General features: G+C 66.2%; 18 protein-coding genes and 22 tRNA genes. 32 read left to right on the forward strand and 8 right to left on the reverse strand.

Annotated features, from left to right (window positions below):
- Positions 1-364: 364 nt before the first annotated feature.
- A complete protein-coding gene (locus VD972_RS17870; RefSeq protein ID WP_324988599.1) occupies positions 365-1,870 on the reverse strand; it encodes an alpha/beta hydrolase-fold protein in 1,506 nt (501 codons plus the stop codon).
- A gap of 184 nt (positions 1,871-2,054) precedes the next feature.
- On the opposite strand from VD972_RS17870, the gene VD972_RS17875 reads away from it, so the two are divergent.
- The 31 genes from VD972_RS17875 to rimO all read left to right on the forward strand — a co-directional run bounded on the left by VD972_RS17875 (position 2,055) and on the right by rimO (position 14,167).
- Positions 2,055-2,300 (forward strand): hypothetical protein, encoded by a 246-nt coding sequence (locus VD972_RS17875; RefSeq protein WP_324988601.1) that lies wholly within the window; start codon positions 2,055-2,057, stop codon positions 2,298-2,300.
- 14 nt (positions 2,301-2,314) lie between these two features.
- Positions 2,315-2,896: a HesA/MoeB/ThiF family protein gene (locus tag VD972_RS17880; RefSeq protein ID WP_324988603.1), complete on the forward strand. Its 582-nt coding sequence runs from the start codon at positions 2,315-2,317 to the stop codon at positions 2,894-2,896.
- A gap of 197 nt (positions 2,897-3,093) precedes the next feature.
- Complete coding sequence (locus VD972_RS17885) at positions 3,094-3,303, forward strand: hypothetical protein (RefSeq protein WP_324988605.1); 210 nt, start codon at positions 3,094-3,096, stop codon at positions 3,301-3,303.
- Between the two features lie 95 nt (positions 3,304-3,398).
- Positions 3,399-3,484, forward strand: a tRNA-Tyr gene (locus VD972_RS17890).
- Positions 3,485-3,583: 99 nt separating this feature from the next.
- Positions 3,584-3,654: transfer RNA gene (locus VD972_RS17895), tRNA-Lys, on the forward strand.
- 12 nt (positions 3,655-3,666) lie between these two features.
- Positions 3,667-3,737, forward strand: a tRNA-Gly gene (locus VD972_RS17900).
- Between the two features lie 34 nt (positions 3,738-3,771).
- Positions 3,772-3,844: transfer RNA gene (locus VD972_RS17905), tRNA-Asn, on the forward strand.
- A gap of 6 nt (positions 3,845-3,850) precedes the next feature.
- A tRNA-Cys gene (locus tag VD972_RS17910) sits at positions 3,851-3,921 on the forward strand.
- A gap of 12 nt (positions 3,922-3,933) precedes the next feature.
- Positions 3,934-4,006: transfer RNA gene (locus tag VD972_RS17915), tRNA-Glu, on the forward strand.
- Between the two features lie 15 nt (positions 4,007-4,021).
- A tRNA-Pro gene (locus tag VD972_RS17920) sits at positions 4,022-4,097 on the forward strand.
- A gap of 9 nt (positions 4,098-4,106) precedes the next feature.
- Positions 4,107-4,180: transfer RNA gene (locus tag VD972_RS17925), tRNA-Pro, on the forward strand.
- Between the two features lie 12 nt (positions 4,181-4,192).
- Positions 4,193-4,263 (forward strand) — tRNA-Ile (locus VD972_RS17930).
- Positions 4,264-4,373: 110 nt separating this feature from the next.
- Positions 4,374-4,446 (forward strand) — tRNA-Phe (locus VD972_RS17935).
- 18 nt (positions 4,447-4,464) lie between these two features.
- A tRNA-Trp gene (locus VD972_RS17940) sits at positions 4,465-4,535 on the forward strand.
- Position 4,536: 1 nt separating this feature from the next.
- A tRNA-Thr gene (locus VD972_RS17945) sits at positions 4,537-4,609 on the forward strand.
- Positions 4,610-4,629: 20 nt separating this feature from the next.
- A tRNA-Gly gene (locus tag VD972_RS17950) sits at positions 4,630-4,701 on the forward strand.
- A 4-nt stretch (positions 4,702-4,705) separates the two neighbouring features.
- Positions 4,706-4,776, forward strand: a tRNA-Ala gene (locus VD972_RS17955).
- 15 nt (positions 4,777-4,791) lie between these two features.
- Positions 4,792-4,866, forward strand: a tRNA-Arg gene (locus VD972_RS17960).
- Between the two features lie 10 nt (positions 4,867-4,876).
- Positions 4,877-4,950 (forward strand) — tRNA-Arg (locus VD972_RS17965).
- A 6-nt stretch (positions 4,951-4,956) separates the two neighbouring features.
- Positions 4,957-5,031: transfer RNA gene (locus tag VD972_RS17970), tRNA-Arg, on the forward strand.
- A gap of 16 nt (positions 5,032-5,047) precedes the next feature.
- A tRNA-Met gene (locus VD972_RS17975) sits at positions 5,048-5,119 on the forward strand.
- 86 nt (positions 5,120-5,205) lie between these two features.
- Positions 5,206-5,279 (forward strand) — tRNA-Leu (locus tag VD972_RS17980).
- Between the two features lie 16 nt (positions 5,280-5,295).
- Positions 5,296-5,370 (forward strand) — tRNA-Leu (locus VD972_RS17985).
- 45 nt (positions 5,371-5,415) lie between these two features.
- A tRNA-Leu gene (locus VD972_RS17990) sits at positions 5,416-5,490 on the forward strand.
- A 22-nt stretch (positions 5,491-5,512) separates the two neighbouring features.
- The gene (locus tag VD972_RS17995; RefSeq protein ID WP_324988607.1) at positions 5,513-6,055 is read left to right on the forward strand and encodes an HNH endonuclease; all 543 of its coding nucleotides are present in this window, start codon (positions 5,513-5,515) and stop codon (positions 6,053-6,055) included.
- Between the two features lie 255 nt (positions 6,056-6,310).
- Positions 6,311-6,394, forward strand: a tRNA-Ser gene (locus tag VD972_RS18000).
- A 163-nt stretch (positions 6,395-6,557) separates the two neighbouring features.
- A complete protein-coding gene (locus VD972_RS18005) occupies positions 6,558-9,371 on the forward strand; it encodes an AAA family ATPase (protein WP_324988609.1) in 2,814 nt (937 codons plus the stop codon).
- A gap of 116 nt (positions 9,372-9,487) precedes the next feature.
- The gene (locus tag VD972_RS18010; protein ID WP_324988610.1) at positions 9,488-11,128 is read left to right on the forward strand and encodes a ribonuclease J; all 1,641 of its coding nucleotides are present in this window, start codon (positions 9,488-9,490) and stop codon (positions 11,126-11,128) included.
- A gap of 17 nt (positions 11,129-11,145) precedes the next feature.
- Positions 11,146-11,643 carry a YajQ family cyclic di-GMP-binding protein gene (locus VD972_RS18015; protein WP_324988612.1) on the forward strand — a complete coding sequence of 166 codons (498 nt, stop codon included), beginning with the start codon at positions 11,146-11,148 and terminating at the stop codon, positions 11,641-11,643.
- Positions 11,644-11,645: 2 nt separating this feature from the next.
- On the forward strand, positions 11,646-12,752 hold the full coding sequence (locus tag VD972_RS18020; protein ID WP_324988614.1) for a hypothetical protein: 1,107 nt from the start codon (positions 11,646-11,648) through the stop codon (positions 12,750-12,752).
- Positions 12,753-12,787: 35 nt separating this feature from the next.
- Complete coding sequence (rimO, locus tag VD972_RS18025; protein ID WP_324988631.1) at positions 12,788-14,167, forward strand: 30S ribosomal protein S12 methylthiotransferase RimO; 1,380 nt, start codon at positions 12,788-12,790, stop codon at positions 14,165-14,167.
- Between the two features lie 24 nt (positions 14,168-14,191).
- Here the strand turns inward: rimO and VD972_RS18030 are convergent, their stop codons facing one another.
- The 6 genes from VD972_RS18030 to rplU all read right to left on the reverse strand — a co-directional run bounded on the left by VD972_RS18030 (position 14,192) and on the right by rplU (position 19,337).
- The gene (locus VD972_RS18030) at positions 14,192-15,604 is read right to left on the reverse strand and encodes a hypothetical protein (RefSeq protein WP_324988616.1); all 1,413 of its coding nucleotides are present in this window, start codon (positions 15,602-15,604) and stop codon (positions 14,192-14,194) included.
- Between the two features lie 6 nt (positions 15,605-15,610).
- The gene (locus VD972_RS18035) at positions 15,611-16,411 is read right to left on the reverse strand and encodes an outer membrane lipoprotein carrier protein LolA (RefSeq protein WP_324988618.1); all 801 of its coding nucleotides are present in this window, start codon (positions 16,409-16,411) and stop codon (positions 15,611-15,613) included.
- Positions 16,412-16,488: 77 nt separating this feature from the next.
- On the reverse strand, positions 16,489-17,169 hold the full coding sequence (locus VD972_RS18040; protein WP_324988620.1) for an RNA methyltransferase: 681 nt from the start codon (positions 17,167-17,169) through the stop codon (positions 16,489-16,491).
- 4 nt (positions 17,170-17,173) lie between these two features.
- On the reverse strand, positions 17,174-18,553 hold the full coding sequence (gene obgE, locus VD972_RS18045) for a GTPase ObgE (protein WP_324988622.1): 1,380 nt from the start codon (positions 18,551-18,553) through the stop codon (positions 17,174-17,176).
- A gap of 149 nt (positions 18,554-18,702) precedes the next feature.
- Positions 18,703-18,969, reverse strand: a complete 267-nt coding sequence (rpmA, locus tag VD972_RS18050) for a 50S ribosomal protein L27 (RefSeq protein ID WP_324988624.1) — start codon at positions 18,967-18,969, stop codon at positions 18,703-18,705.
- A gap of 59 nt (positions 18,970-19,028) precedes the next feature.
- On the reverse strand, positions 19,029-19,337 hold the full coding sequence (rplU, locus tag VD972_RS18055; protein WP_324988626.1) for a 50S ribosomal protein L21: 309 nt from the start codon (positions 19,335-19,337) through the stop codon (positions 19,029-19,031).
- Between the two features lie 260 nt (positions 19,338-19,597).
- Between rplU and VD972_RS18060 the strand changes: the two genes are divergently transcribed.
- Positions 19,598-19,990 (forward strand): hypothetical protein, encoded by a 393-nt coding sequence (locus tag VD972_RS18060; protein ID WP_324988627.1) that lies wholly within the window; start codon positions 19,598-19,600, stop codon positions 19,988-19,990.
- A 99-nt stretch (positions 19,991-20,089) separates the two neighbouring features.
- Here the strand turns inward: VD972_RS18060 and VD972_RS18065 are convergent.
- Positions 20,090-20,337 (reverse strand): tetratricopeptide repeat protein (locus VD972_RS18065; protein WP_324988629.1); only part of this gene is annotated, 248 nt, incomplete at its 5' end.

A 20,337-nucleotide genomic window follows, 5' to 3' on the forward strand; every position in this document is an offset into this window, starting at 1 on the left:
AGACGCTCCCTCAAAGAGTTCTGCAGTGCCACGGCCTCCTGGGGCGTGACGTTCCAGTCATGCAGGAGCTTCAGTTCCATGATCCACCACCCACCCCAATATATACCCATGAGGTCTTCAGGAGCGAGCCCTACTTCCTGAGTAGGTTCATGGGCGGTCCCTGAGGTTCCGAGCGCACGTCATGCACGCTCGACCTCAAGCCAGGGAGGAAGCAGTCCCTTCTCCCGGTCGTTAATGCCCGCTCGAGAAGGAAGCCTGACGCTGACGCCTACGCGTCATCAGGCTGCGGAGAGCCGGTCAAGAATGAGGCAGACAGGCGTGCGAGCCCCCGGTCACGGGAATGAGGGTTCCTGGTAGTACCCGCTCAAGGCACCGGCGGATAAAGGAACTTGAGGATCTGGTCCGAGCGCGCCGCCCAGGCTGCCTCATTGTGCCGAGCTCCCTCGGCCTCGAGGTACTTGAGGTCGGTATTCAGCACCCAACCCTTGGCGGCGAGCGCATCCCTCAGCATACGGGTGTCCTCCACGGTCTGCTGGGACTCGGCGACGGACCCGTCTTCATTGGTCCCAATGTCCAGCCAGATGCGCAGCGGGGGCTTCTCGCCGAGGTTGTTGACGCGCGTGACGATGTCTCGCTCCGCCCACCACACCGAGGGCGAGACGACGCCGAGCCTCGTGAAGGTGCTCGATCTCGTGATGCCAAAGTACATAGACACGAGCCCACCCAGTGACGACCCGGCCACACCGGTGTACCGGGCGTCCGGCTTTGTTCGGTAGGTCATGTCGATGAGCGGCTTGACCACCTCCACGAGCAACCGGCCGTAGTCGTCCGCCTTGCCACCACCATACTGCGGGGTGGAAACCTGAGTGTACTCGGGGATGCGGTCATCGGTGTTGTAGACACCCACGATGATGATGGGCTCCATCTGCCCGGCTTCGGTGAGTTGCTGAGCCGTCTCGTCCACGCCCCACTCGACGCCAAAGGCGGCCGTCTTGGCGTTCATCAGGTTCTGTCCGTCGTGCATATAGAGCACCGGGTAGCTGGTACTCGTCTGGGCATCGTAGTTGGGCGGCAGCCAGACGATGAGCTTGCGGCTCTTGAGACCCACGGAAGAACCATCCGCGTCGTGGTACTTGATGTTGCCCGTGAGCGTGTCTGGCTCCGGCTCGACAGGCCCCAGGTCACGCCAGCTACCCACCTGGACCTCTACCTTGGCCGGCGCGGCGACGGTGTGGAGGTGATTGTCGACCTCCCGGCCCCGAGGGTCCTTCTCTACGAAGTCCCATGAGCCGCGAGTGACCTTGAACTCCAGGTGGGTGTCCGTGGCGAAGGCCACACAGGTGCCATAGCGGCTTCCTCCGGAGAGGCTCTTGGCCAGCTTCACCCCGGCTCCATTCCAGTTGCCGAGCTCCGGCTGGTTGCCGGAGAGCCAGATCTCCGCGTTGGCGGGCGTATTGGCGGGCACATCGACCACGAAGGAGATGGGCGTCTGGGACGGGTCAGCGGCCAATGACCAGCGGCTGACGGTCCACCTGCGCTCGATGTCCTTGCGAGCCTCAACGGTGTAGTTGTGGAACGCAATGGGTTCCTGCGCGGACGGATTGGTCAGCACGATGTTGTAGTTGAGAACCTTCCGCACGGGGAACATGGCGGAGCCTCGGAAGTGACCGTCCACATCGCGCGTCAGGGCAAGGCCCGGAGGCTTTCCATTGCCGAGGGCCGGGTCATTGCCGACGATCGCCACGATCGCACCACAGGGCGTATCCGCGGGCACGGTCACGTCGAACTTGACCGGCACACTCTCGTTCGTCGTCGGAGGAGGAAGGTCCTCGCTCTCGCAGCCCAGCAGGGAGGCTCCGAGGAGGGCCACGAGGGAGAGAGTGACTCTGAAACCAGGAAGGATCCTTGTCATGGACGCGGAGCATACCCGCCTGTTCGCCCTCCTTTCGACGGGGGTATCCAGGATGTCAGGAAGGCGGGGAGCCCCACGTCCCCAAGCGCCTGGACTGGCCGCTGCTCTGCGGCTTCGCTCCTGGTGAAAGGATGGGATGGCGATGACGACCCTCAACATCACTTATGACGGGATGTCCGCGGACCTGCCGGTGGAGATGGACGGGCACGTGTCGGACATGGACGTGCGGCGCATCGCGGTGGAGGTCGTGCGCTCGGGTGGCGTGCCCGGCATGCGCCCGGCCCACCTGCGGGATGACGCCTTCCAGAACTACGTCGTGGACCGTTTCCGCGGTCCGCGCGGCGAGGACCGCATCTACCTGCGCCCGAAGGTCCCCTTCGGCGCCTGAGTGAAGAGGCTTCCATGCGCATCGTCTTCTGTGGGGTAGGAGCCATCGGCTCCACGGCGGCGGTGTTGTGCCGCAATCTGGAGGCCACACTCGCCTTCATCGACTTCGACCGAGTGGAGTCCAAGAACCTGCTCGCGCAGGCGTATGTGAAGCCCTCGGTAGGGAAGAACAAGGCGGAGGCGCTCAAGCTGCAGCTCCTCAACCTGCACGGCGTGAAGGCCGACTCCTTCAGTGTTCGGATCACCCGGGACAATGTCGAAACGTTATGCGGCGGGGCAGACTTGCTCGTCGACTGCTTCGACAACCGGGAGAGTCGGCAGGTGCTCAGTGACTATGCGCGCAAGGCAGGCAAAGCGCTCGTACACGGAGCACTGGCGGGAGACGGCTCGTTCGGACTGGTGCGCTGGGACGAGCGCTTCGTCCCAGATGCCGAGGACCAAGTGGGTCAGGCCACCTGCGAGGGGGGCCTCCACCTGCCACTCATCGGACTGCTTGGGGCCGCGCTGGCACGCATCATCCAGGACTTCGTGAAGCACGGTGTCCGGCGCGACGTGGTGGTGAATCTGACTTCGGTGGCGCCCACCATGGGCACATGAATAAGGCCTCGGAGCTTTGTGCTCCGGGGCCTTTTTGTTTTTTCGCTCAACGCGTCTGGCGCTGGGCTCATCTGAAGGAGGCGGCCTTGCCTCCTTAATAGAGCTTGGTGGGAGCCTGAGTTCCCTCGAGCGCAATCCTCCTGGAGGGACCGTCGGGAAGGAGCTGGGGCCCGCCTGAGGGCGCGTGGAAAAACCACGTGCCTGTCAGGAAGGATTTATTGCGGCGTCTTTTCTCGCTGAAAGGAGCGGTGACCATGGCAACGGTGACGATGCAGAGCGCGATGAACCCCAAGCACACTGATAACTTTGCCGGTTGCATCGATTCGCTCCCGCGCACCGGCCTGGTCACCGCTCCGGTTTTCTCCGCCGGACTGAAGTGGTACCGCGACAGACTACCCGGCTTCTGAACGCCGACGCCTCCTCCCCTCCCGAGGTGCCGTCGACCAGAGGCCGGGCTCCCGAAAGGGAACCCGGCCTCTCTGTTTTCCGAGCTTCACCTCACGGGGATGTAGAGCGTTACGGAGACGCGCTGGCCTGTAGAGCCGGAGCCGCACAACGGCCCTCTGAGTTCGACTCTCAGCGTCCCCACTCCCAGCAGTTCCGCAGTTCCAAGACAGATCCTTGGTCTCTGACAACTGAATCGCAGTGGTGAAGTTCGTCCGCCCGCTTGCACGGGGGCGGTCAAACGCCTCCGTAGCTCATTGGTCGAGCATCCGCCTCTTAAGCGGACGGTGAGGGTTCGATTCCCTCCGGGGGTACTCGCAGCACATGCGGGTGTCGTCTAGTGGCAAGACTCCGGCCCCCCAAGCCGGCAACACGGGTTCGAGTCCCGTTACCCGCTTCACGCAGGTTCGAATCCTGCTCTCGGTACTCATTCGGCGGTAGCTCAACTGGCAGAGCACGCGGCTGTTAACCGCGGGGTTGAGGGTTCGAATCCCTCCCACCGAGCATCATGGCTTGTTCCGCCTGGGGCGGCGGCGGTCTGCAAAACCGTCTGGTGGCGGGTTCGACTCCCGCACAAGCCTCTCAAGATTTCTGCCTCGTTCGTCTATCGGCATAGGACGCCACACTCTCAATGTGGAAAGGCGGGTTCGACTCCCGCACGAGGCACTCGCAGCAGATTCACGGGATGTAGCTCAGCTTGGACGAGAGCGCGCGCTTGGGGTGCGCGAGGTCGCTGGTTCGAATCCAGTCATCCCGACTTCTTTCTCTGGGTGTGGCTCAGCTTGGTAGAGCGCACGGTTCGGATCCGTGAGGTCGCAGGTTCAAGTCCTGCCACCCAGACTCGTAGCACCGCGGGGCATGGTCCAATGGTAGGACTCTCGTCTGATACGCGAGCGGTCCTGGTTCGATTCCAGGTGCCCCGACTGATGTTGGAAACACCCCATTGCTCTTGGATGCGATTGGATCGCAGCGTGGCCGTCTACCACGTGAACAGGGTTCGATTCCCTGCAGGAGCGCTCGCAGCACCCGTTTTGCCGCCTTGGCGTAGATGGTTCGCGCGCCTGTCTGAAAAGCAGGAGGACTCGGTTCGATTCCGGGAGACGGCACTTCTCTTCACCAGTTGTAGGCCGCGCTCCGGGAGCAGCTTGGACTCCAAATCCGAGCGTGCAGGGTTCAACTCCTTGGCGGCCTGCCATGCCCTTGTAGCTCAGCGGGAAGAGCACCGGTTTCGTAAACCGGGGGTCGTCGGTTCGATCCCGACCGGGGGCACTCGCAGTACCGAAGGTTTTGCTGCCGTGGCCGAGAGGTGAGGCACCTGAGCGCCACTCAGGACAATGCGGGTCCGAGTCCCGCCGGCAGCTTCATGGGCTCGTAGTTCAGCGGGAGAACTCTCGGTTTGCACCCGAGCGACCCGGGTTCGAATCCCGGCGGGTCCACTTCCTTGTCACGTTGGTTCCGTAGCTCAGTTGGATGAGAGCACACGGTTGCGAGCCGTGGGGTCGCAGGTTCGAGTCCTGCCGGGACCGCTTCTTTCTTGCCCTTGTAGCTCAGTGGAACAGAGCGCACGGCTCCGGACCGTGAGGCCGCAGGTTCGATTCCTGCCAGGGGTATTCGAGGCTTCCGTAGCTCAGTGGATGAAGAGCGGGCGCGTCCTAAGCGCACGGTCGCAGGTTCGAGTCCTGCCGGAAGCACATTGCAGCGTTTCATTGCGGAGAGGGGCCGGGCGCCCCACCGGGTCTCATACGCCAGGGTCTCAGGGTTCGACTCCCTGCTCCGCAACTTCTCATGCACGCCGAGCCAGCTGGAGACGGCGTCGGTCCCACACACCGATTTTGCTGGGTTCGATCCCCAGGGCGTGCACTCAGGCCGGAGTAGCCCAATTGGTAGAGGCGCCAGATCGAGAGTCTGGAGGATGAGGGTTCGACTCCCTCTTCCGGCACTTCCTCAGGTTTCATGCCGCGGTAGCCCAACTTGGTAGAGGCGCTGCACTCAGAATGCAGAGGGTGCGGGTTCGAATCCCGCTCGCGGCACTCCAGAAGCTCCCTTCAGAAGCTCCTTCAGAAGCTCCCATAGTCGTCCGCGTGGCCCAATCGGGAGAGGCGGCTGGCTCAAACCCAGCTCAGGTGCGAGTTCGAACCTCGCCGCGGACATTTCCCAGAAAGGACCCGTGTCATGGAGACGCTGGTGTTGAGCCAGGCCTACGAGCCCGTTGCGCGGGTGCCGTGGCAGCGCGCGATGATGCTCATCTGGCAGGGCAAGGTCGAGGTGGTCGAGGAGTATGAGGACCGCTTCGTTCGTTCGGTGACCCTCGAGCTGAAGATGCCGTCCATCATCCGCTTCATGAGCTTCTTCCGGCAGCGGCAGCGCGGCATCAAGTTCAGCCGGGACAACGTGTACGTGCGTGACGGCTGCAAGTGTCAGTACTGCGGCAAGAAGGTGTCGCGGCCGGAGGCAACGTACGACCACGTGATTCCCCGCGCCCAGGGCGGCAAGACGACCTGGGAGAACGTGGTGATCGCGTGCGTGCCCTGCAACCAGAAGAAGGGCAACCGGCTCCCGGCGCAGGCTGGGATGGTGCTGCGCACCACGCCGGTGAAGCCCAAGCGGCTGCCGGAGTCGCTGCATTTCACCTTCAGCTATGAGAAGGGCATGCCCGTCTCGTGGCGGAAGTTCCTCCGTGACGTCGCGTACTGGCACACGGAGTTGGAGGAGTGAGGCCCGGGAAGAGGGGGTCACCAGAGGTGGTCCCCGCCACCGCTCCGCCCCGGAACGGAGCAACCGGTGGAGCGGGGGTGCGCCAGAGGCGGCCCCCTACCCGTAGAGCCTCCCCGCGCGCCGGCAGGCGGGTCCGCTGCTGCCGGCACCTTTTTTTTGGAAGGTCAACGTCGGAGGCCGACGGCCCGTTTCGAAAGCGGTGCGAGTGCTCAGCGCTTGGGGTTCGAGTCCCCTGCCTTCCTTGTCCTGTAGTCTGGAGCGTGCATGCCGGGTGGCCGGCAGCCTGGCTGGAACCCAGGTGGGCCCCATGGGCCCGTGGTTCGACTCCACCTCGCTCCGTGTCTCCTGGAAGTGTGAACTGGTGATGGCACCAGGCCCCGTTGCTAGCGGGTGCGGACCGGCTCCCGGTCTGAGGTTCGAGTCCTCCGCCTTCCGTATTGCATTGTCCCCTCACCACTGCGGTTCAGCAGGCTAGAGTGCCGCTCCTCGGGGGCGTTTCAACATGGCGACGAGGAAAAGCGAGGACAACGAGCGACTCATCGATCGCGATCTCACTGCGCTGGCGCGGGACGGAAAGCTTCCGCCCGCGCATGGCGTGGACTCCGCTGTGGCGGAGGTCCTGGGGCTGCTCACCCGGGGCGGTAAGCACCCGCTGCTCTCGGGCGAGCCGGGCGTAGGAAAGAGCGCGCTGGTCCAGGAGGTTGCCCGCCGTATTGCCGAGGGCCGTGTGGACGCTGCGCTGGCCCAGGCCCGCCTGGTGGAGGTGTCCGCCGCCAACATCCTGGCGCGCAGCACCCAACGGCAGGCCGCCGAGAGCTTCGAGGAGCTGCTCGGCTACTTGAGCCGGCACCCCTGCCCCATCGTTTACATCCGGGATCTGCCCTTGGCGCTCGGCGGGCCACTGGCGCCCGTAGCCATCCGCGCCCTGCGCACCGGGGGTGTCCGCTTCATCTTCGAGACCGAGCCCAAGCGCGTGCAGGAGCTCCTGCGCGCGGACGAAGCTCTGGCCGAGCGCCTCCACCTCATTCCCCTGCAGGAGCCTCCGCTGGAGCGCTCCCGATGGATCGTCGGCCGTGTCGCTGAGGAGTTGGAGCGGGAGATGCGCCTGCCCATCGACCCAGCCGCCTGCGACGTGGCGCTGCGCCTGTCCGCCAAGTTCCTCCTGGCCCAGCGCATGCCGCGCAAGGCGATCGAGCTGCTCAAGGAGACTGCAGCTGAAGCGGCGGGAGCGGCTCGGGATCGTGTAGGCCCCGAGGATGTCCTCACCCGCTTCTGCGCCGCCACACGCTTGCCACGTTTCGTCGTGGACGACGCGCTGCCGCTGGACCTCGAGGAGACAGAGCGCTTCTTCGGGGAGCGGCTGCTCGGCCAAATGGACGCGGTGGCCGCAGTGCTCCGATCGGTGGCGCTGCTCAAGGCGGGCCTGAACGACCCGCGCCGACCGCTCGGCGTGTTCCTCTTCGCCGGACCCACGGGCGTGGGCAAGACGCAGCTGGCCAAGCTGCTCGCGGAGTACCTCTTTGGCTCTGCGGACAGGCTGGTGCGCCTCAACATGGCGGACTTCCCCAACGATGGCGACGAGAGCGTCCCCTTTGGAGCCTCCTGGGCGCCTGCCATGGAGACCAAGCGCGGCGAGCTGACCAACCTGCTCGACGGCAAGGTGTTTACCGTGCTGCTGCTCGACGAGTTCGAGAAGGCGGCTCGCAGCGTGCACGACCGCTTCCTCCAGCTCTTCGACGAGGGGACCTTCGTCAACGGCGCTGGAGAGATCGTCTCCTGCAACAACACGCTCATCGTGGCCACGTCCAACGTGGGCGCCGAGGTGTACCGGGAATCGGGAATGGGCTTCACGGTCAACCGGCGTGAGGAGGAGCTCGTCTCCGAGGTAGACCGGCGCATTGCTGACTCGTTCCGCCCTGAATTCCTCAACCGCTTCGACGCCATCTGCCACTTCCGACCCCTCACGAAGGTCGAGATCCGCAAGATCGCCCAGCGCGAGGTGGGCCGGGTGTTGGAGCGCGAGGGTATCCGTGCCCGTGCGCTGGACGTGGAGGTGACACCGGAAGTCGTCGACCTGCTGGTGGATCGCGGCTATTCGCCTCAGTTCGGCGCGCGTTATCTCCAGCGAGAAATCGAGAAGACTCTGACCGCCGCACTCGCGGTGGAGATCGCCCGCAGGCCGCTGCGACCTGGAACGCCTGTGCGCGTGGAGGCTCGCCCCGGAGGCAAGGTGGTGGCAGTGGCCGAGCCTCTGGCTCCGCCTCGCGAGGCGACGGCACAGCTCTCCCTGCCCACGCCGAAGGCCGCGTCCGTCAAGCGTCGTCTGGACCGCAAGTCCCTCTTGCACGAGATGGATCGGCTCGTGGGACGAGCCCGCGCGCTGTCCGTCTCTGCTGAGCGCCCGCAGCTCGAGGAGAAGCGCAACCAGCTCCTCGCCGAGACTCAAGCCCCCAACCTGTGGGACGACCCGGAGCGTGCGGCAGCGACCCTGCGCACCTTCCGCACGGTGGAGGCCCAGATCAACGAGCTGGAGCGACTGGAGCAGGCCGCCACCTTCGCCCGCCGACTGGTGCGCGAGGCGAAGAACGAGGTGCAGCTCGCGTCCGCGGCCAAGCAGGTCGAAGATGTCGCTCGCGAGGTCCAGATGGCCGAAGCCCTCCACGCCTCGGGCGCTTCCGCCCATGACAACGAGGCGCTGGTGGACATCTGCGCCAGTGAATCCATGGAGGCACAAGACGCCTGGGTACAGGAGCTGGCCACCATGTACCTCGGCTGGGCAGAGAAGCGCGGCTACGAGGCCACGCTCGTGGCCGAAGCAGTGGCTCCTGCCCGCGTCGTCGTGCGCATCGCCGGGCCTGGTGCCTACGGCTTCCTGGCAGGCGAGGCTGGCATGCACCGGCGCATCGAGGACGAGAAGCGGCAGCGTGCCTACGTCCGCTTGCACCGGGGTGGAGCACCCGAGGTTCTCGAGAGCCTGGAGGTAGAAGGACGCCCGGTGAAGAAGCATGAGGGCACATTCCTGGAGCGCGTGCGCACGGAGGTCACGGTGAAGGACGCTGCCACGGGCCGGGTGCTCACGCTGACGGGCGCAGGCGAGATGGACGAGATGAAGGACATCGCGACACGGGTGGTGTCCGGCCAGGGAGGAAGCACGGACGAAGCAAGGCGGTACTTCACGGGCCGCGGCGCTCGCGTCGAGGACCCTCGCACCGGCGCAGGGACGCCACGTGTGAAGGACGTCCTGCGAGGTGACCTGGACATCTTCATCGCGGCCTGGATCTCCCGCCCGCCTCCCGAGCCCCCTTCCGCAGCTTGAGCTCGGCCCTCCGCGGGTCCCTGCCAGCACGATAGGACTCCCCCAGCTGGCAATAAGGCAGGCCCTCGCTCAAAACGCTCGGGCGGCGACGGGCTGCCGTCCATAATGAGTAGGGCATGCTCCACGTGATTCCACTGGGAGGCCTGGGAGAGATCGGCCTCAACGCCATGGTGCTCGCCTGCCGTGGGGAGATGCTCCTCGTCGACGCCGGGCTCATGTTCCCGTCTGAGGCCGCCCCCGGTGTGGACATCATCGTCCCAGACTTCACCCACATCCGGCAGAACGCCTCCCAGCTCAAGGGCATCGTCCTCACCCATGGCCACGAGGACCACACCGGCGCCCTCCCCTACTTGCTCAACGAGGTCCCTGTCCCTGTCTACGGCACCCGCTTCACCCTCGCCATGGCCCGCCAACGCCTGGACGAGCTGGGCGTCGTCGCAGATCTGCGCGAGATCGAGCCCCGCACCCCCTTCGCCGTGGGCTCCGTCTTCACCGTCGAGGCCAGCCGCGTCACTCACACCGTGCCGGATGCCGTGGGCTACATCGTCCGCACTCCCGAGGGCACCGTCATCCACACCGGGGACTTCAAGCTCGACCCCGATCCCATTGATGGCCTGCGCACGGACCTCGAGCGCTGGGGTGAAGCCGGCGAGCAGGGTGTCCTCTGCCTCCTATCCGACTCCACCAACTCGGAGAACACCCAGGAGACGGGCAGCGAGCGCGTGGTCGAGCAGACCTTTGACCGCCTCTTCCGTGAGGCCCAGGGCCGCATCGTCGTGGCCCTCTTCGCCTCCAACCTCCACCGCGTGCGCACCATCCTCAAGCTGGCCGAGCAGCTCGGGCGCAGGGTAGCCCTCCAGGGTCGCAGCATGGTGCGCAACGTGGAGCTGGCGCGGCAGCTCGGCTACCTCGGCGTGCCCGACTCCCTCTTCATCCCCCTGGAGGCCGTGCCGAGCCTCCCTTCCAACCGCGTGGTGCTGCTCTCCACCGGCGCTCAGGGTGAGGCGCGCGCAGGCCTGTCCCTGCTCGCCGCTGGCAACGGGCCTGTCCGCCTGGATCCGGGAGACATGGTCATCCTCAGCTCCCGCCCCATCCCCGGCAACGAGCGCGCCGTGGGCGCACTGCTCGACCAGCTCCACTGGACGGGGGCCCGCATCGTCTACGCCCAGGTGGAGCCAGGCGTCCACGTCTCCGGACACGCCAGCCAGCCCCAACAGCGTCGCGTCCTCGATCTCGTTCGCCCCCGCCACTTCATCCCCATCCACGGAGAGCTGCGCCACCTCCACCGCCACCTGGCCACCGCGCGCGAAGCAGGACTCGCTCCCGAGCAGCTCCTCCTGGTTCAGGACGGCGACCTCGTCACCTTCGAAGAAGGCCGGGGCCGGTTCACTGGCAGCGTCCCCACCGGGCGCGTCCACAAGGACCTCTACAGCGGCGCCATCGTCAGTCCCGAGGCCCTCCAGGAACGCACGAAGCTGGCCGAGACAGGCCTCGTCGTCGCCGCCGTCGTCATCGATCGCGCCTCCCTTGCGCTGATGGCCGGCCCTCAGCTCTCAGGCCATGGACTGTCCCTCGACGAACAGGTCTTGCTGCCCCGGGTGGCCGACGAGGCGCGGAGCCTCTTCCTGCAGCTCTCCCCACAACTGCGCGGGGATGACGCCCTGGTGCGAGAAGAGGTGACTCGTGCCGTCCGCCGTGCCTTCAAGCTCTTCACCTCCAAGCGCCCGCTGGTGGTGCCCATGGTCGTCAAGGTGTGATAAGGGCCCTTGCGCCCATGCCTTCCTTCGACGTCATCTCCAAAATTGACCAGGCAGAGCTCGACAACGCGGTCAACCAGACCAAGAAGGAGCTCAGCACTCGCTATGACTTCCAGGGTGCCCAGCCCGACATCCTGATCTCTCCGGACCGCGCCTTGCTGACGGTCAAGGCCAACAGCGAAGAGCGGGTCAAGGCAGCCAAGGAGGTCCTCCTGTCCAAGCTCGCCAAGCGCGGCATCTCCCTGCATGCCCTCGAGTTCCTGGAGATCGAGAAGACGGGCCTCCACAACGTCAAGCAGAACATCAAGCTCCAGCAGGGCATCCCCGTGGAGAAGTCCAAGGAGCTCGTCAAGCTCCTCAAGGACTCCAAACTGAAGCTTCAGGGCTCCATCCAGGGAGAAGAGCTCCGCATCAGCGGCAAGAACAAGGACGACTTGCAGGCCGCCATGGCCCTGTTCCGCAAGGAGCAGGACCGGCTGAAGCTGGACATGCAGTTCACCAACTTCCGGGACTAGCCATGCGCGCTTCTCTCCTCAGCCTGTGCCTCCTGCTCGTGCCCGCACTCGCCCCCGCCCAGGAGCAGCGCCCATCCAAGGCCGTCCCCGCGATTGCCAAGGCCCCCAAGCTGGACGGCAACCTCAAGGACTTTGCCCCCACCCTCACAGTCCGCCCCCCCGCCGCAGCGGATGCCTCCGCGTCCTTCGCCAGCCGGGTGGCCTGGCGCAAGGAGACGCTCTACGTGGGCGTGGAGGCCACGGATGATCAGCTCCTCTCGGGTGATCTCGTCACCGTCACTCTCTTCTTCCCCAGCGCCGGCCCCACCGCCATCGGCCACACCTTCCGGTTCGCCTTCGATGGCAAGCGCGCCTCTCCCCCAGAGAGCGGCACGTCCGCCTTCGCGCAGGAGCAGGTCGAGGCCGGTGTCCAGCGCAAGGACAACGCGCTGAACCTGGAGATCGCCATCCCGGTCACTGCCTTCCCGCGCTTCCCCGCCGTCGAGCCGCTCGTCTTCGATCTCTGCGTCACCTTCGAAGACCAGGACGCCGTGGGCCAGAAGGCCACCTCCGTCTCCAACTGCAAGGACGGGGGAATGATCGGCGAGGCCCTCAAGCTGCCTGACGAGTTCCGCAAGAATCTCAAGCTCAAGCCCCCCGAGGGAGTCCTCTCCTTGGAGGCAGCGCGCGGCGGCTGGCTGGGCTGGGGCGTGCTCCACTACCCGGTCTGGGTGGAGGCCGACAAGCCCCTGACCTCCGAGTCCCTCCGCTCCATGGTCGCCACGGACTCGGTCGAGCCGGGGAAGGTCAACGTCAATGTCCCAGAGTCGCTTCTCCTCCTGGGCGATCGCACTCTCCTCACCGTCGTCTCTGGCAAGGATCCCTACTCCGTCGAGGGCAAGTGTGACGGAGATCTGGAGCTCCGGCTGGGGCTCTACCTCCTCCTGAGCAAGGGTAAGACGGCCCAGCGTGCCCTCGAGTGGCCGGCTGCTACATGTGCGCTGGGACGGGCCCTCTCAGTCAATCTCGAAGAAGACGGCGCCTTGAGCATCGGTTACTCGAACGGCGCAATCATCAACTTCGCCTGGAGTGGAGACCACTTCGAGCGAACGGAACTCGGAAAGCGGTAGACGCAGTGCCCCAAGACACCAAGAGCCTTTACATGATGACCCTTGGCTGCCCGAAGAACCGGGTGGACTCCGAGGTGATGCTCGGTACCCTCAAGCAGCGGGGCTACCGCCTCGTCCAGGAGCCCTCCGAGGCCCAGGTCATCGTCGTCAACACGTGCGCCTTCATCGGTCCCGCCAAGCAGGAGTCCGTGGACTCCATCCTGGAGATGGCCGAATACAAGAAGTCTGGCGCCTGCGGCACGCTCGTCGTCACGGGCTGCCTCTCCCAGCGCTACGGCGGCGAGCTGGCTCAGGAGATGCCCGAGGTGGACCACTTCCTCGGCACCAGCGCCTACGCGCAGATCGGCGACCTGCTCGCCGCCGAGGCCTCCCCGCGCCAGGTCATCCCCGATCCAGACTACATCCACAACGCGAGTACTCCGCGCGAGAACTCGATGCCCTCGTACACCGCCTACCTCAAGGTGTCCGAAGGCTGCGACAACGCCTGCTCCTTCTGCATCATCCCGAAGCTGCGCGGCGGCCAGCGCTCGAGGACCGTGGCCGACATCGTCACGGAGGCCGAGCGGCTGGCGGACCAGGGTGTGCAGGAGCTGAACCTGGTGGCGCAGGATCTCACCGCCTACGGGCACGATCTGCCCGGCAAGCCCAAGCTCCATGAGCTGCTCAAGGAGCTGGTGAAGGTGGATGTCCGGTGGATCCGCCTGCACTACGCCTACCCGCGCGTCTTCCCGGACGAGCTCATCGAAGTCATGGCGACCGAGAAGAAGATCGCCAAGTACCTGGACATGCCGCTCCAGCACGCCAGTGACAAGCTGCTCCAGTCCATGAAGCGCGGCCGCAACTCGCAGTTCCTTACGGACCTGCTCGCCAAGCTGCGCGCCCGCGTGCCAGGGCTGGTGATGCGCACCTCCCTGATCGCCGGACTGCCGGGTGAGACGGAAGAGGACTTCGAGCTGCTGAAGGAGTTCGTCAAGACGCAGCGCTTCGAGCGGCTGGGCGTGTTCCAGTACTCCGACGAGGAGGGCACCGCGGCGTTCGACCTGCCCAACAAGGTGCCGCAGAAGACCATCGAGCGCCGTTGGCGCGAGGTGATGGCCATCCAGAAGCGCATCAACCGCGAGCAGAACAAGAAGCTCGTGGGCCAGCGCATCGAGGTGCTCGTCGAAGGCCCCAGCCCCGAGACGGAGCACCTGCTGGTGGGCCGCCACGAGGGCCAGGCTCCCGAGATCGATGGGCAGGTCTACATCAACGATGGCCTGGCCTACCCGGGCGAGTTCGTCACCATCGAGGTGACCGAGGCGCACGACTACGATCTCGTTGGCCGGGTGGTCGAGCGGCCGGACCCGAAGCAGCGCAAGCACAAGGCCCGTGACGCGGCCCCCGCCCCCATGGCCACCTGGACCTCGCCGCGCTGAACGCAGGGCGAAGCCGTTCTTCTTCTACTTTGGGTCCTCGGGCTCCCGCTCCCGCTCTTCGGGGGGGGGAGGCTGGGAGGGTTCGGGCTTGCGGGACGCCGCGCCCACGCTTTCTCCCAGCGGCGTCGGCTGGCACTCGCAGAGCGTGCGCCGCGTGCGCGTCTCATGGATGAAGGCGCACGTCAGCGGGCACTCCGGCAGGTACCCATCCTCGAAGAGTGACAGCGCGTAGCCGCGGACGGCCGAGAGCTCCGCGTGGCACTCCGGCATGGACTGGGCGAGCTTGGGCCAGGGGATGCGGTGCTGCGTCGTCGCACCACGGCTCGTCGGGGTGAAGGTGAACCCGACCCGACACCCCGTCTGCAGCAGCTTCCCATCCTCGCCCAGGGGCTCGACGTGGAGCCGTCCACCCTCGGGAAGATCGCGGTACACCGTCGCGGAGACGGAGAGAGAGCCATCCGGATCCCGCCGCGTGTGCAGCCCATAGCAGGACTCCTCATTGAAGCCCTCGGTGCCGAGCCGGGCACAGCGCTGGCGAGCTCCCGAGGCGAGGACTCGCGGCCGACGGAGCAGCAGGACTCCCGCCTGCACATCGATGGTGGCACGGAAACGGCCCCATACGTCTGGCCCGAGGCGCCCGAGAGAGCTCGGAGAGGCCCACCCACTCGCCTCAGCCACGAGCGGACCCACGCCCACCCCCTCTGTTACCTCGACGGAGTCCACCAGGATGGCGCGCGCGGGCAGTCCGGCTGCCGTTTCCAATGGGCGCAGCCCCTGGGACTGGGCGGGCCCCAGCCCAATCCGGGAGAATGGGTCACGCGTCGCGAGCACGAAGGGCCCCGTCAGCCGCGCCTCCCCCTGTGCAACCCGGGCCGCCAGCAACGGCCAGTCGCCCTTGGGCTCACGGCTCAGGTCCAGCAGGTGCGTCTCCTGGGAAGGATCCGCGCCGGGAGCAGTGAGCTCGGACATGTAAACCTCTCGAGGACGTGACGGAGTGAACGTCACCTCACGCCGCAGCGGATCCACCGTGAGCGCATAAGGGGTCAGCACCTCTGCCCCCAGCGTGACGGCGCAGGCGGTTTCCCGAGTGAGGCCCGCAGAAAAGTCCGGCAGCGAGACGTCCCCGACTTGCAGCCCCGCCAGCGGCACCATGGCCCACTCCCTCATGCCGCCGGGATCGGGCGCGCGCACCTGGCCCTCGATTGGAGGGGGCGCCCCCTCGAAGCATCCCGTGGCGACCAGGGAGAGCGGCCGATCCACATCCAGCAGCACCGGCACCTGCTTCCCCCCCAGGCTGCCTGGAACGGAGAGGCGCAAGGCCGGCGAGGACAGCAGCGGGAAGGTCCGGCCGGCAAAGCTGCCCTGCTCGGGCGCAGGCGTCGTGCTCCGGTGGCAACCGGCCAGCATCCCCAGAGCCACCAGGAGCGCGCGGCGCACGATGGGCTACTTCTTCTGCTTGGTGAAGTCGTCGACGCGCGTGCCCTCGGGCGGGTTGATCTTGAAGCTCTCCGCCTCGACGCCCACGTTCGTCTTCAGGTTCAGGAAGGCGATCGTGTTCTCGCTGCCATCCGGATCCACCACCGTGCTCTTGAGCACCTGGGCCGTGTTGGTGTCCACCTCCAGGCGCACCTGCCGGAAGCGCGGATCCGCCTGCGCCGGGTCCAACACCAGGAGCGTGCCCTTGCAGTCGGCGCACGTGCCCTTCTTGATGTGAAACTCATCCGCCAGCTTCCCCTGCCCGAACAGGAACGTCACCGAGGCGGAGAGCTTGCTGGTGTCCACGCTCGCCACTGTGAGGTTCTGCGCCTCCGGGTCGTACGCGTACACCTTGCTGCCCGCGAGCACGAACGTACGCGTCGAGGGCTTCTCGTACTCCCAGCGCATCAGCCCGGGCTTCTTGTAGGTGACCGTGCCTGTGGATGTCTGCGTCCGGCGAAAGGTCTTGTACTTGTAGTCCTGCTTGAACTCCGACCTGAAGTCCTGGGTCTTCTCGTAGAAGCCCTGCATCCGCTCCACCAGCGCCTTCACCTCCGGAGCGACGCTGCCCTTCACCACCTCGGCAGACTTGCCCGACTCCGCGGCAGGCGCGGTGGCCGCTGGCTTCGCCTCGGTGGCAGCAGCAGGCTTCGTTTCGGAGGGGGCAGCAGGCTTGGACTCGGCGGCGACCACGGGCTTCTGCGCCAGGACCACCTGGGACACAGGCTGCGCGGACAGCAGGGACACGAGCAAGGTCTCGATGAGCATGGCGGTGCGATCTCCGGGCGGGCCCGGAGGCCCGTAGTGGCTTCTACCGCTTCAGACGGGGGCTTCGCCCCCCTCATTCACGGCTGCTTTCCCTTGAAAATCCGCTTCCTTTGCTTGACAGCCAGCACATAGAAGCGCTCGCGGAGGGCCTGGGCCTCCTCTGGAGTCAGATCTCCCACCCTCCCCAGGTGCTCTTCCCGCCAGGCGATCGCCCGGCTGATGCACGCCGAGGCCGCAGCGGAGATGTTGACGCTCTGGCTGAAGCCTCTCATCGGGATCCAGAAGGTGCCGTCCACCCCCGCGAGCACCTCCTCGCTCACTCCGTAGCGCTCGTTGCCGAAGATGATCGCCAGCTTCGAGTCGAAGCGCAGCGAGTACAGGCTCGTCGACCCCTCCCGGATGGCCGAGGCGTACAGCGCGAACCCGCGCCCCTTGAGGTGCTCGCGGCACTCGGCGAACGTCTTGTACAGCTTCACGTCCAGCCACTTGTCGCAGCCCTGCGCCACCCGCGAGTTCGGTAGGAACGGCGCCTCTGGGTTGACGACGACATGCACCTCCTGCACACCCATCGCCTCGCAAGTGCGCAGCACCGCCGCCATGTTGAAGCTGTCCTCCAACCGGTCCAGCACCACCGTGAAGGTCCGCGTCCGCTGCTCGACCACGCGGTCGATCTTCTCCTTGCGCACATCGAGCAGGAACGTCTCCGGCTCGACAGCCTTCTTCTCGAAGGGCTCGTAGCGAGGACCGCCTCCACTCATCGTGTCAGGACCTCCGCCCCTTCACGCGCGCCGACTTCGCCGCGGCCTGCTTCGCAGGAGCCTTCTTCGCAGGAGCCTTCTTCGCCGCGGCCTTCTTCGCGACGGCCTTCTTTGACGCGGCCTTCTTCGCGGGCGCCTGCTTCGCCGCAGCAGCCTTCCTGACCGGAACTTTCTTGGCTGCGGCCTTCTTGGCGGGGACCTTCTTCGCCGCAGCCTTCTTCACCACGGCCTTCCTGGCGGGCGTCTTCGCGGCTGGAGCCTGCTTCGACGCAGCCTTTCTGTCTGGGGCCTTCGCGGCCGGGGCCTGCTTCGCCTGCTCCTTCCCCAGCGCGACCTTCCTCGCGGGCTTCTCGGGCGGCTCCACATGGAGCTTGTCCGTCCGGCCGGTGAAGAGCACCTCGGCCGTCACGTCCAGCAGCGCCTGGAGCCCCTCACCCGTGGCGGTGGACACTGGGAACACGGCAAACCCCCGCTCGCGCATGGCCGCCGTGAACCCCTCCAGGCGCGCACGCGCGTCGGGCAGGTCCAGCTTGTTGGGCGCCACCACCTGCGGCTTCTTCGCCAGCTCCGCGCTGTACTTCTCCAACTCGCGGTTGAGGATCTCGTAGTCCCCTACCGGATCACGCCCCTCTACCTCCGCCCCCAGGTCGATGAGGTGGATGAGCACCTTGCAGCGCTCCACGTGGCGCAGGAACTGGTGCCCCAAGCCCACGCCCTCGCTGGCTCCCTCGATCAACCCGGGGATGTCCGCCATCACGAAGGACAGGTTGTCCTTGTACTGGACCATGCCCAGGTTCGGCACCAGCGTGGTGAACGGATAGTCCGCGACCTTCGGCCGGGCCCGGCTCACCCGCGATACCAGCGTGCTCTTGCCCGCATTCGGGAAGCCCAGCAGCCCCACGTCCGCCAGCAGCTTCAGCTCGAGGAGCAGCGTGCGCTCCTCGCCCTTCGTCCCCTCCTGGGCGAAGCGCGGCGTCTGCCGCGTGGAGGTGGCGAAGTTCATGTTGCCCAGGCCCCCACGCCCGCCCTTTGCCGCCACGAAGCGCTGGCCCGGATCGCTCAGGTCCGCCAGCAGCTCGCTCGTGTTCGCGTCGCGGATGAGCGTGCCCGTCGGCACCTTGAGGATCATATCCTCCGATGCGCGCCCGTTGCAGTCGCTCCCCATCCCGTTCTCGCCACTCCTGGCGCGGTGGTGCTGCTGGTAGCGGAAGTCCAGGAGCGTGGTGAGCTGAGGATCCGCCACGAACACCACCGAGCCCCCATTCCCTCCATCCCCTCCACTGGGCCCCCCACGCTCGATGAACTTCTCCCGCCGGAAGGCGACAGCACCATGCCCGCCGTCACCGGCCTTCACGTAGGTGCGGACCTCATCGACGAATTTCATATGCTGGCCTCTCCCCGGACGCGGGGAACCCTGTTTCGGAAACGCAGAACGGGCCGCCCTCGTGTCCAGCCGCCGTCAGGCGGTGGACCGGGAGCGACCCGCTCGATTGCAGCCAGGCCCGCCCGAGGCAGGCCCGTGGGAGACGACGACTAGGCGCTCGCCTGGGCCGGGTAGACCGAGACCTTCTTCCGGTCACGCCCCAGCCGCTCGTACTTCACCACCCCATTCACCGTGGAATAGAGGGTGAAGTCACGCCCCAGCTTCACGTTGGTGCCGGGGTGGATGACCGTGCCGAGCTGCCGCACGAGGATGCTCCCCGCCGTCACCTCTTCGCCGCCAAACACCTTCACGCCGCGGCGCTGCGAATTCGAGTCGCGCCCGTTGCGAGACGAGCCCTGTCCCTTTTTATGAGCCATGACACCTGTCCTGCGAGAACCGGCGCGCCCAGAGGCGCCCGGGAAAGATGGTTCCGACGTTAGCCGGAGATGGAGGTGACCTTGACCTCGGTGTACGGCTGGCGGTGGCCTCGGCGGCGCGTCCAGCCCTCCTTCTCCTTGCGGAAGTGGAGGACGCGGCGGTGCTTGTCCTGAGCGAGGATCTTGCCCACCACCTTGGCGCCACCCACCGTCGGCCGGCCCACCTTCGGGGAGTCCGTGCCGCCCAGCATGAGGACGTCGTTGAAGGTCACCTCGGAGCCGATATCCCCCGCCACCTTCTCGATGCGGAGCACATCACCCTCGGCTACGCGGTACTGCTTACCGCCCGTGCGAATCACTGCGTACATCGTCTACCCTCGAGTCGATTCGGGTTGGGTCAACCCGTGGAATCCACCGCGCATTTCAGACGGCAGGCCGTCCGCATACGCAAAGGACGGCCGATCTACGGGAGATGATCGGGCGAGTCAAGGTGGATGCAGGGGCACAGCCCACATCCACAAGCCGACAGCTATCCTACCCCCCCCCTGTCCGGAAGGCCTTCTCGCAAGTGGGCAGGTACCCGCTAGGATGCGCCCCGCTTTACCCATTTGAGCCCTAAGGAGGGCACATGACGAAGCAGTTTGCCTGTGTGTTTGCGGTGGTTTCCCTGGCTTTGACGGGGTGCGGTGGTTCCTTGTGCCAGGATCTGGCAGATACCTCCGAATCGCTGGGCGAGAAGGCCAAGGCCTGTGGCGCCACGCCGTCGGACCCGATCACTGAAGAAGAGATCAACCAGTGCGAGGAGTCCCTCGACTCGTGCACGGACAGCGACAAGAAGGCGCTCGAGGACTTCATCTCGTGCCTCGACGAGCTGCCCACGTGCAGCACGGCCAACCAGAGTGCCTTCGCGACGTCCCTCCTCGCCTGCATCGCCAAGATCGAGAACGTCAGCGCTTCTTGCGGCGATACCTCCTCGGGGAGCATTGAGCGCCAGATTGCGCGCTACGGCATCTCTCGCTAAGTCCGAGGTCCTGTCTGCCTCACCACGGCCCAGACGCGACAGTGTCTGGGCCTTTTTCTGTCCAGCCTCCGGGGCCTCTTTGCTCCCGGAGGCGCTCCCTCAGGTGGATGCGCGCTGAGCCAGGGCCCGGCGCAGCGCCCGGTACCGCTGGAGCAGCGCAAGATCGAGCGGGTCCACCGCAAGCCCCCGCTCGTAAGCCTCCACGGCGCGCGCGAGCTGGCCGTTCTTCTCGTAGGCGTTGCCCGTCAGGATATGGACGCGTGCCGTGCCGGCCGCGTTCGGGCGCCGGATCAGGAAGTCCCGACGCAACCCCTCGAGCTGCGTCACGGTGAGGCCCGCGGCCAGGC

The organism is Hyalangium sp., assembly GCF_035629615.1.
Taxonomy (GTDB): domain Bacteria; phylum Myxococcota; class Myxococcia; order Myxococcales; family Myxococcaceae; genus Hyalangium.

Coding starts and splice junctions, on each gene's coding strand:
- obgE (WP_324988622.1), bottom strand. CDS start 18,553: ATGAAATTCGTCGATGAGGTCCGCACCTACGTGAAGGCCGGTGACGGC.
- VD972_RS18020 (WP_324988614.1), top strand. CDS start 11,646: ATGCGCGCTTCTCTCCTCAGCCTGTGCCTCCTGCTCGTGCCCGCACTC.
- VD972_RS17875 (WP_324988601.1), top strand. CDS start 2,055: ATGACGACCCTCAACATCACTTATGACGGGATGTCCGCGGACCTGCCG.
- rimO (WP_324988631.1), top strand. CDS start 12,788: ATGACCCTTGGCTGCCCGAAGAACCGGGTGGACTCCGAGGTGATGCTC.
- VD972_RS17880 (WP_324988603.1), top strand. CDS start 2,315: ATGCGCATCGTCTTCTGTGGGGTAGGAGCCATCGGCTCCACGGCGGCG.
- rpmA (WP_324988624.1), bottom strand. CDS start 18,969: ATGGCTCATAAAAAGGGACAGGGCTCGTCTCGCAACGGGCGCGACTCG.
- VD972_RS18035 (WP_324988618.1), bottom strand. CDS start 16,411: ATGCTCATCGAGACCTTGCTCGTGTCCCTGCTGTCCGCGCAGCCTGTG.
- rplU (WP_324988626.1), bottom strand. CDS start 19,337: ATGTACGCAGTGATTCGCACGGGCGGTAAGCAGTACCGCGTAGCCGAG.
- VD972_RS18060 (WP_324988627.1), top strand. CDS start 19,598: ATGACGAAGCAGTTTGCCTGTGTGTTTGCGGTGGTTTCCCTGGCTTTG.
- VD972_RS18015 (WP_324988612.1), top strand. CDS start 11,146: ATGCCTTCCTTCGACGTCATCTCCAAAATTGACCAGGCAGAGCTCGAC.
- VD972_RS18005 (WP_324988609.1), top strand. CDS start 6,558: ATGGCGACGAGGAAAAGCGAGGACAACGAGCGACTCATCGATCGCGAT.
- VD972_RS18040 (WP_324988620.1), bottom strand. CDS start 17,169: ATGAGTGGAGGCGGTCCTCGCTACGAGCCCTTCGAGAAGAAGGCTGTC.
- VD972_RS17995 (WP_324988607.1), top strand. CDS start 5,513: ATGGAGACGCTGGTGTTGAGCCAGGCCTACGAGCCCGTTGCGCGGGTG.
- VD972_RS18010 (WP_324988610.1), top strand. CDS start 9,488: ATGCTCCACGTGATTCCACTGGGAGGCCTGGGAGAGATCGGCCTCAAC.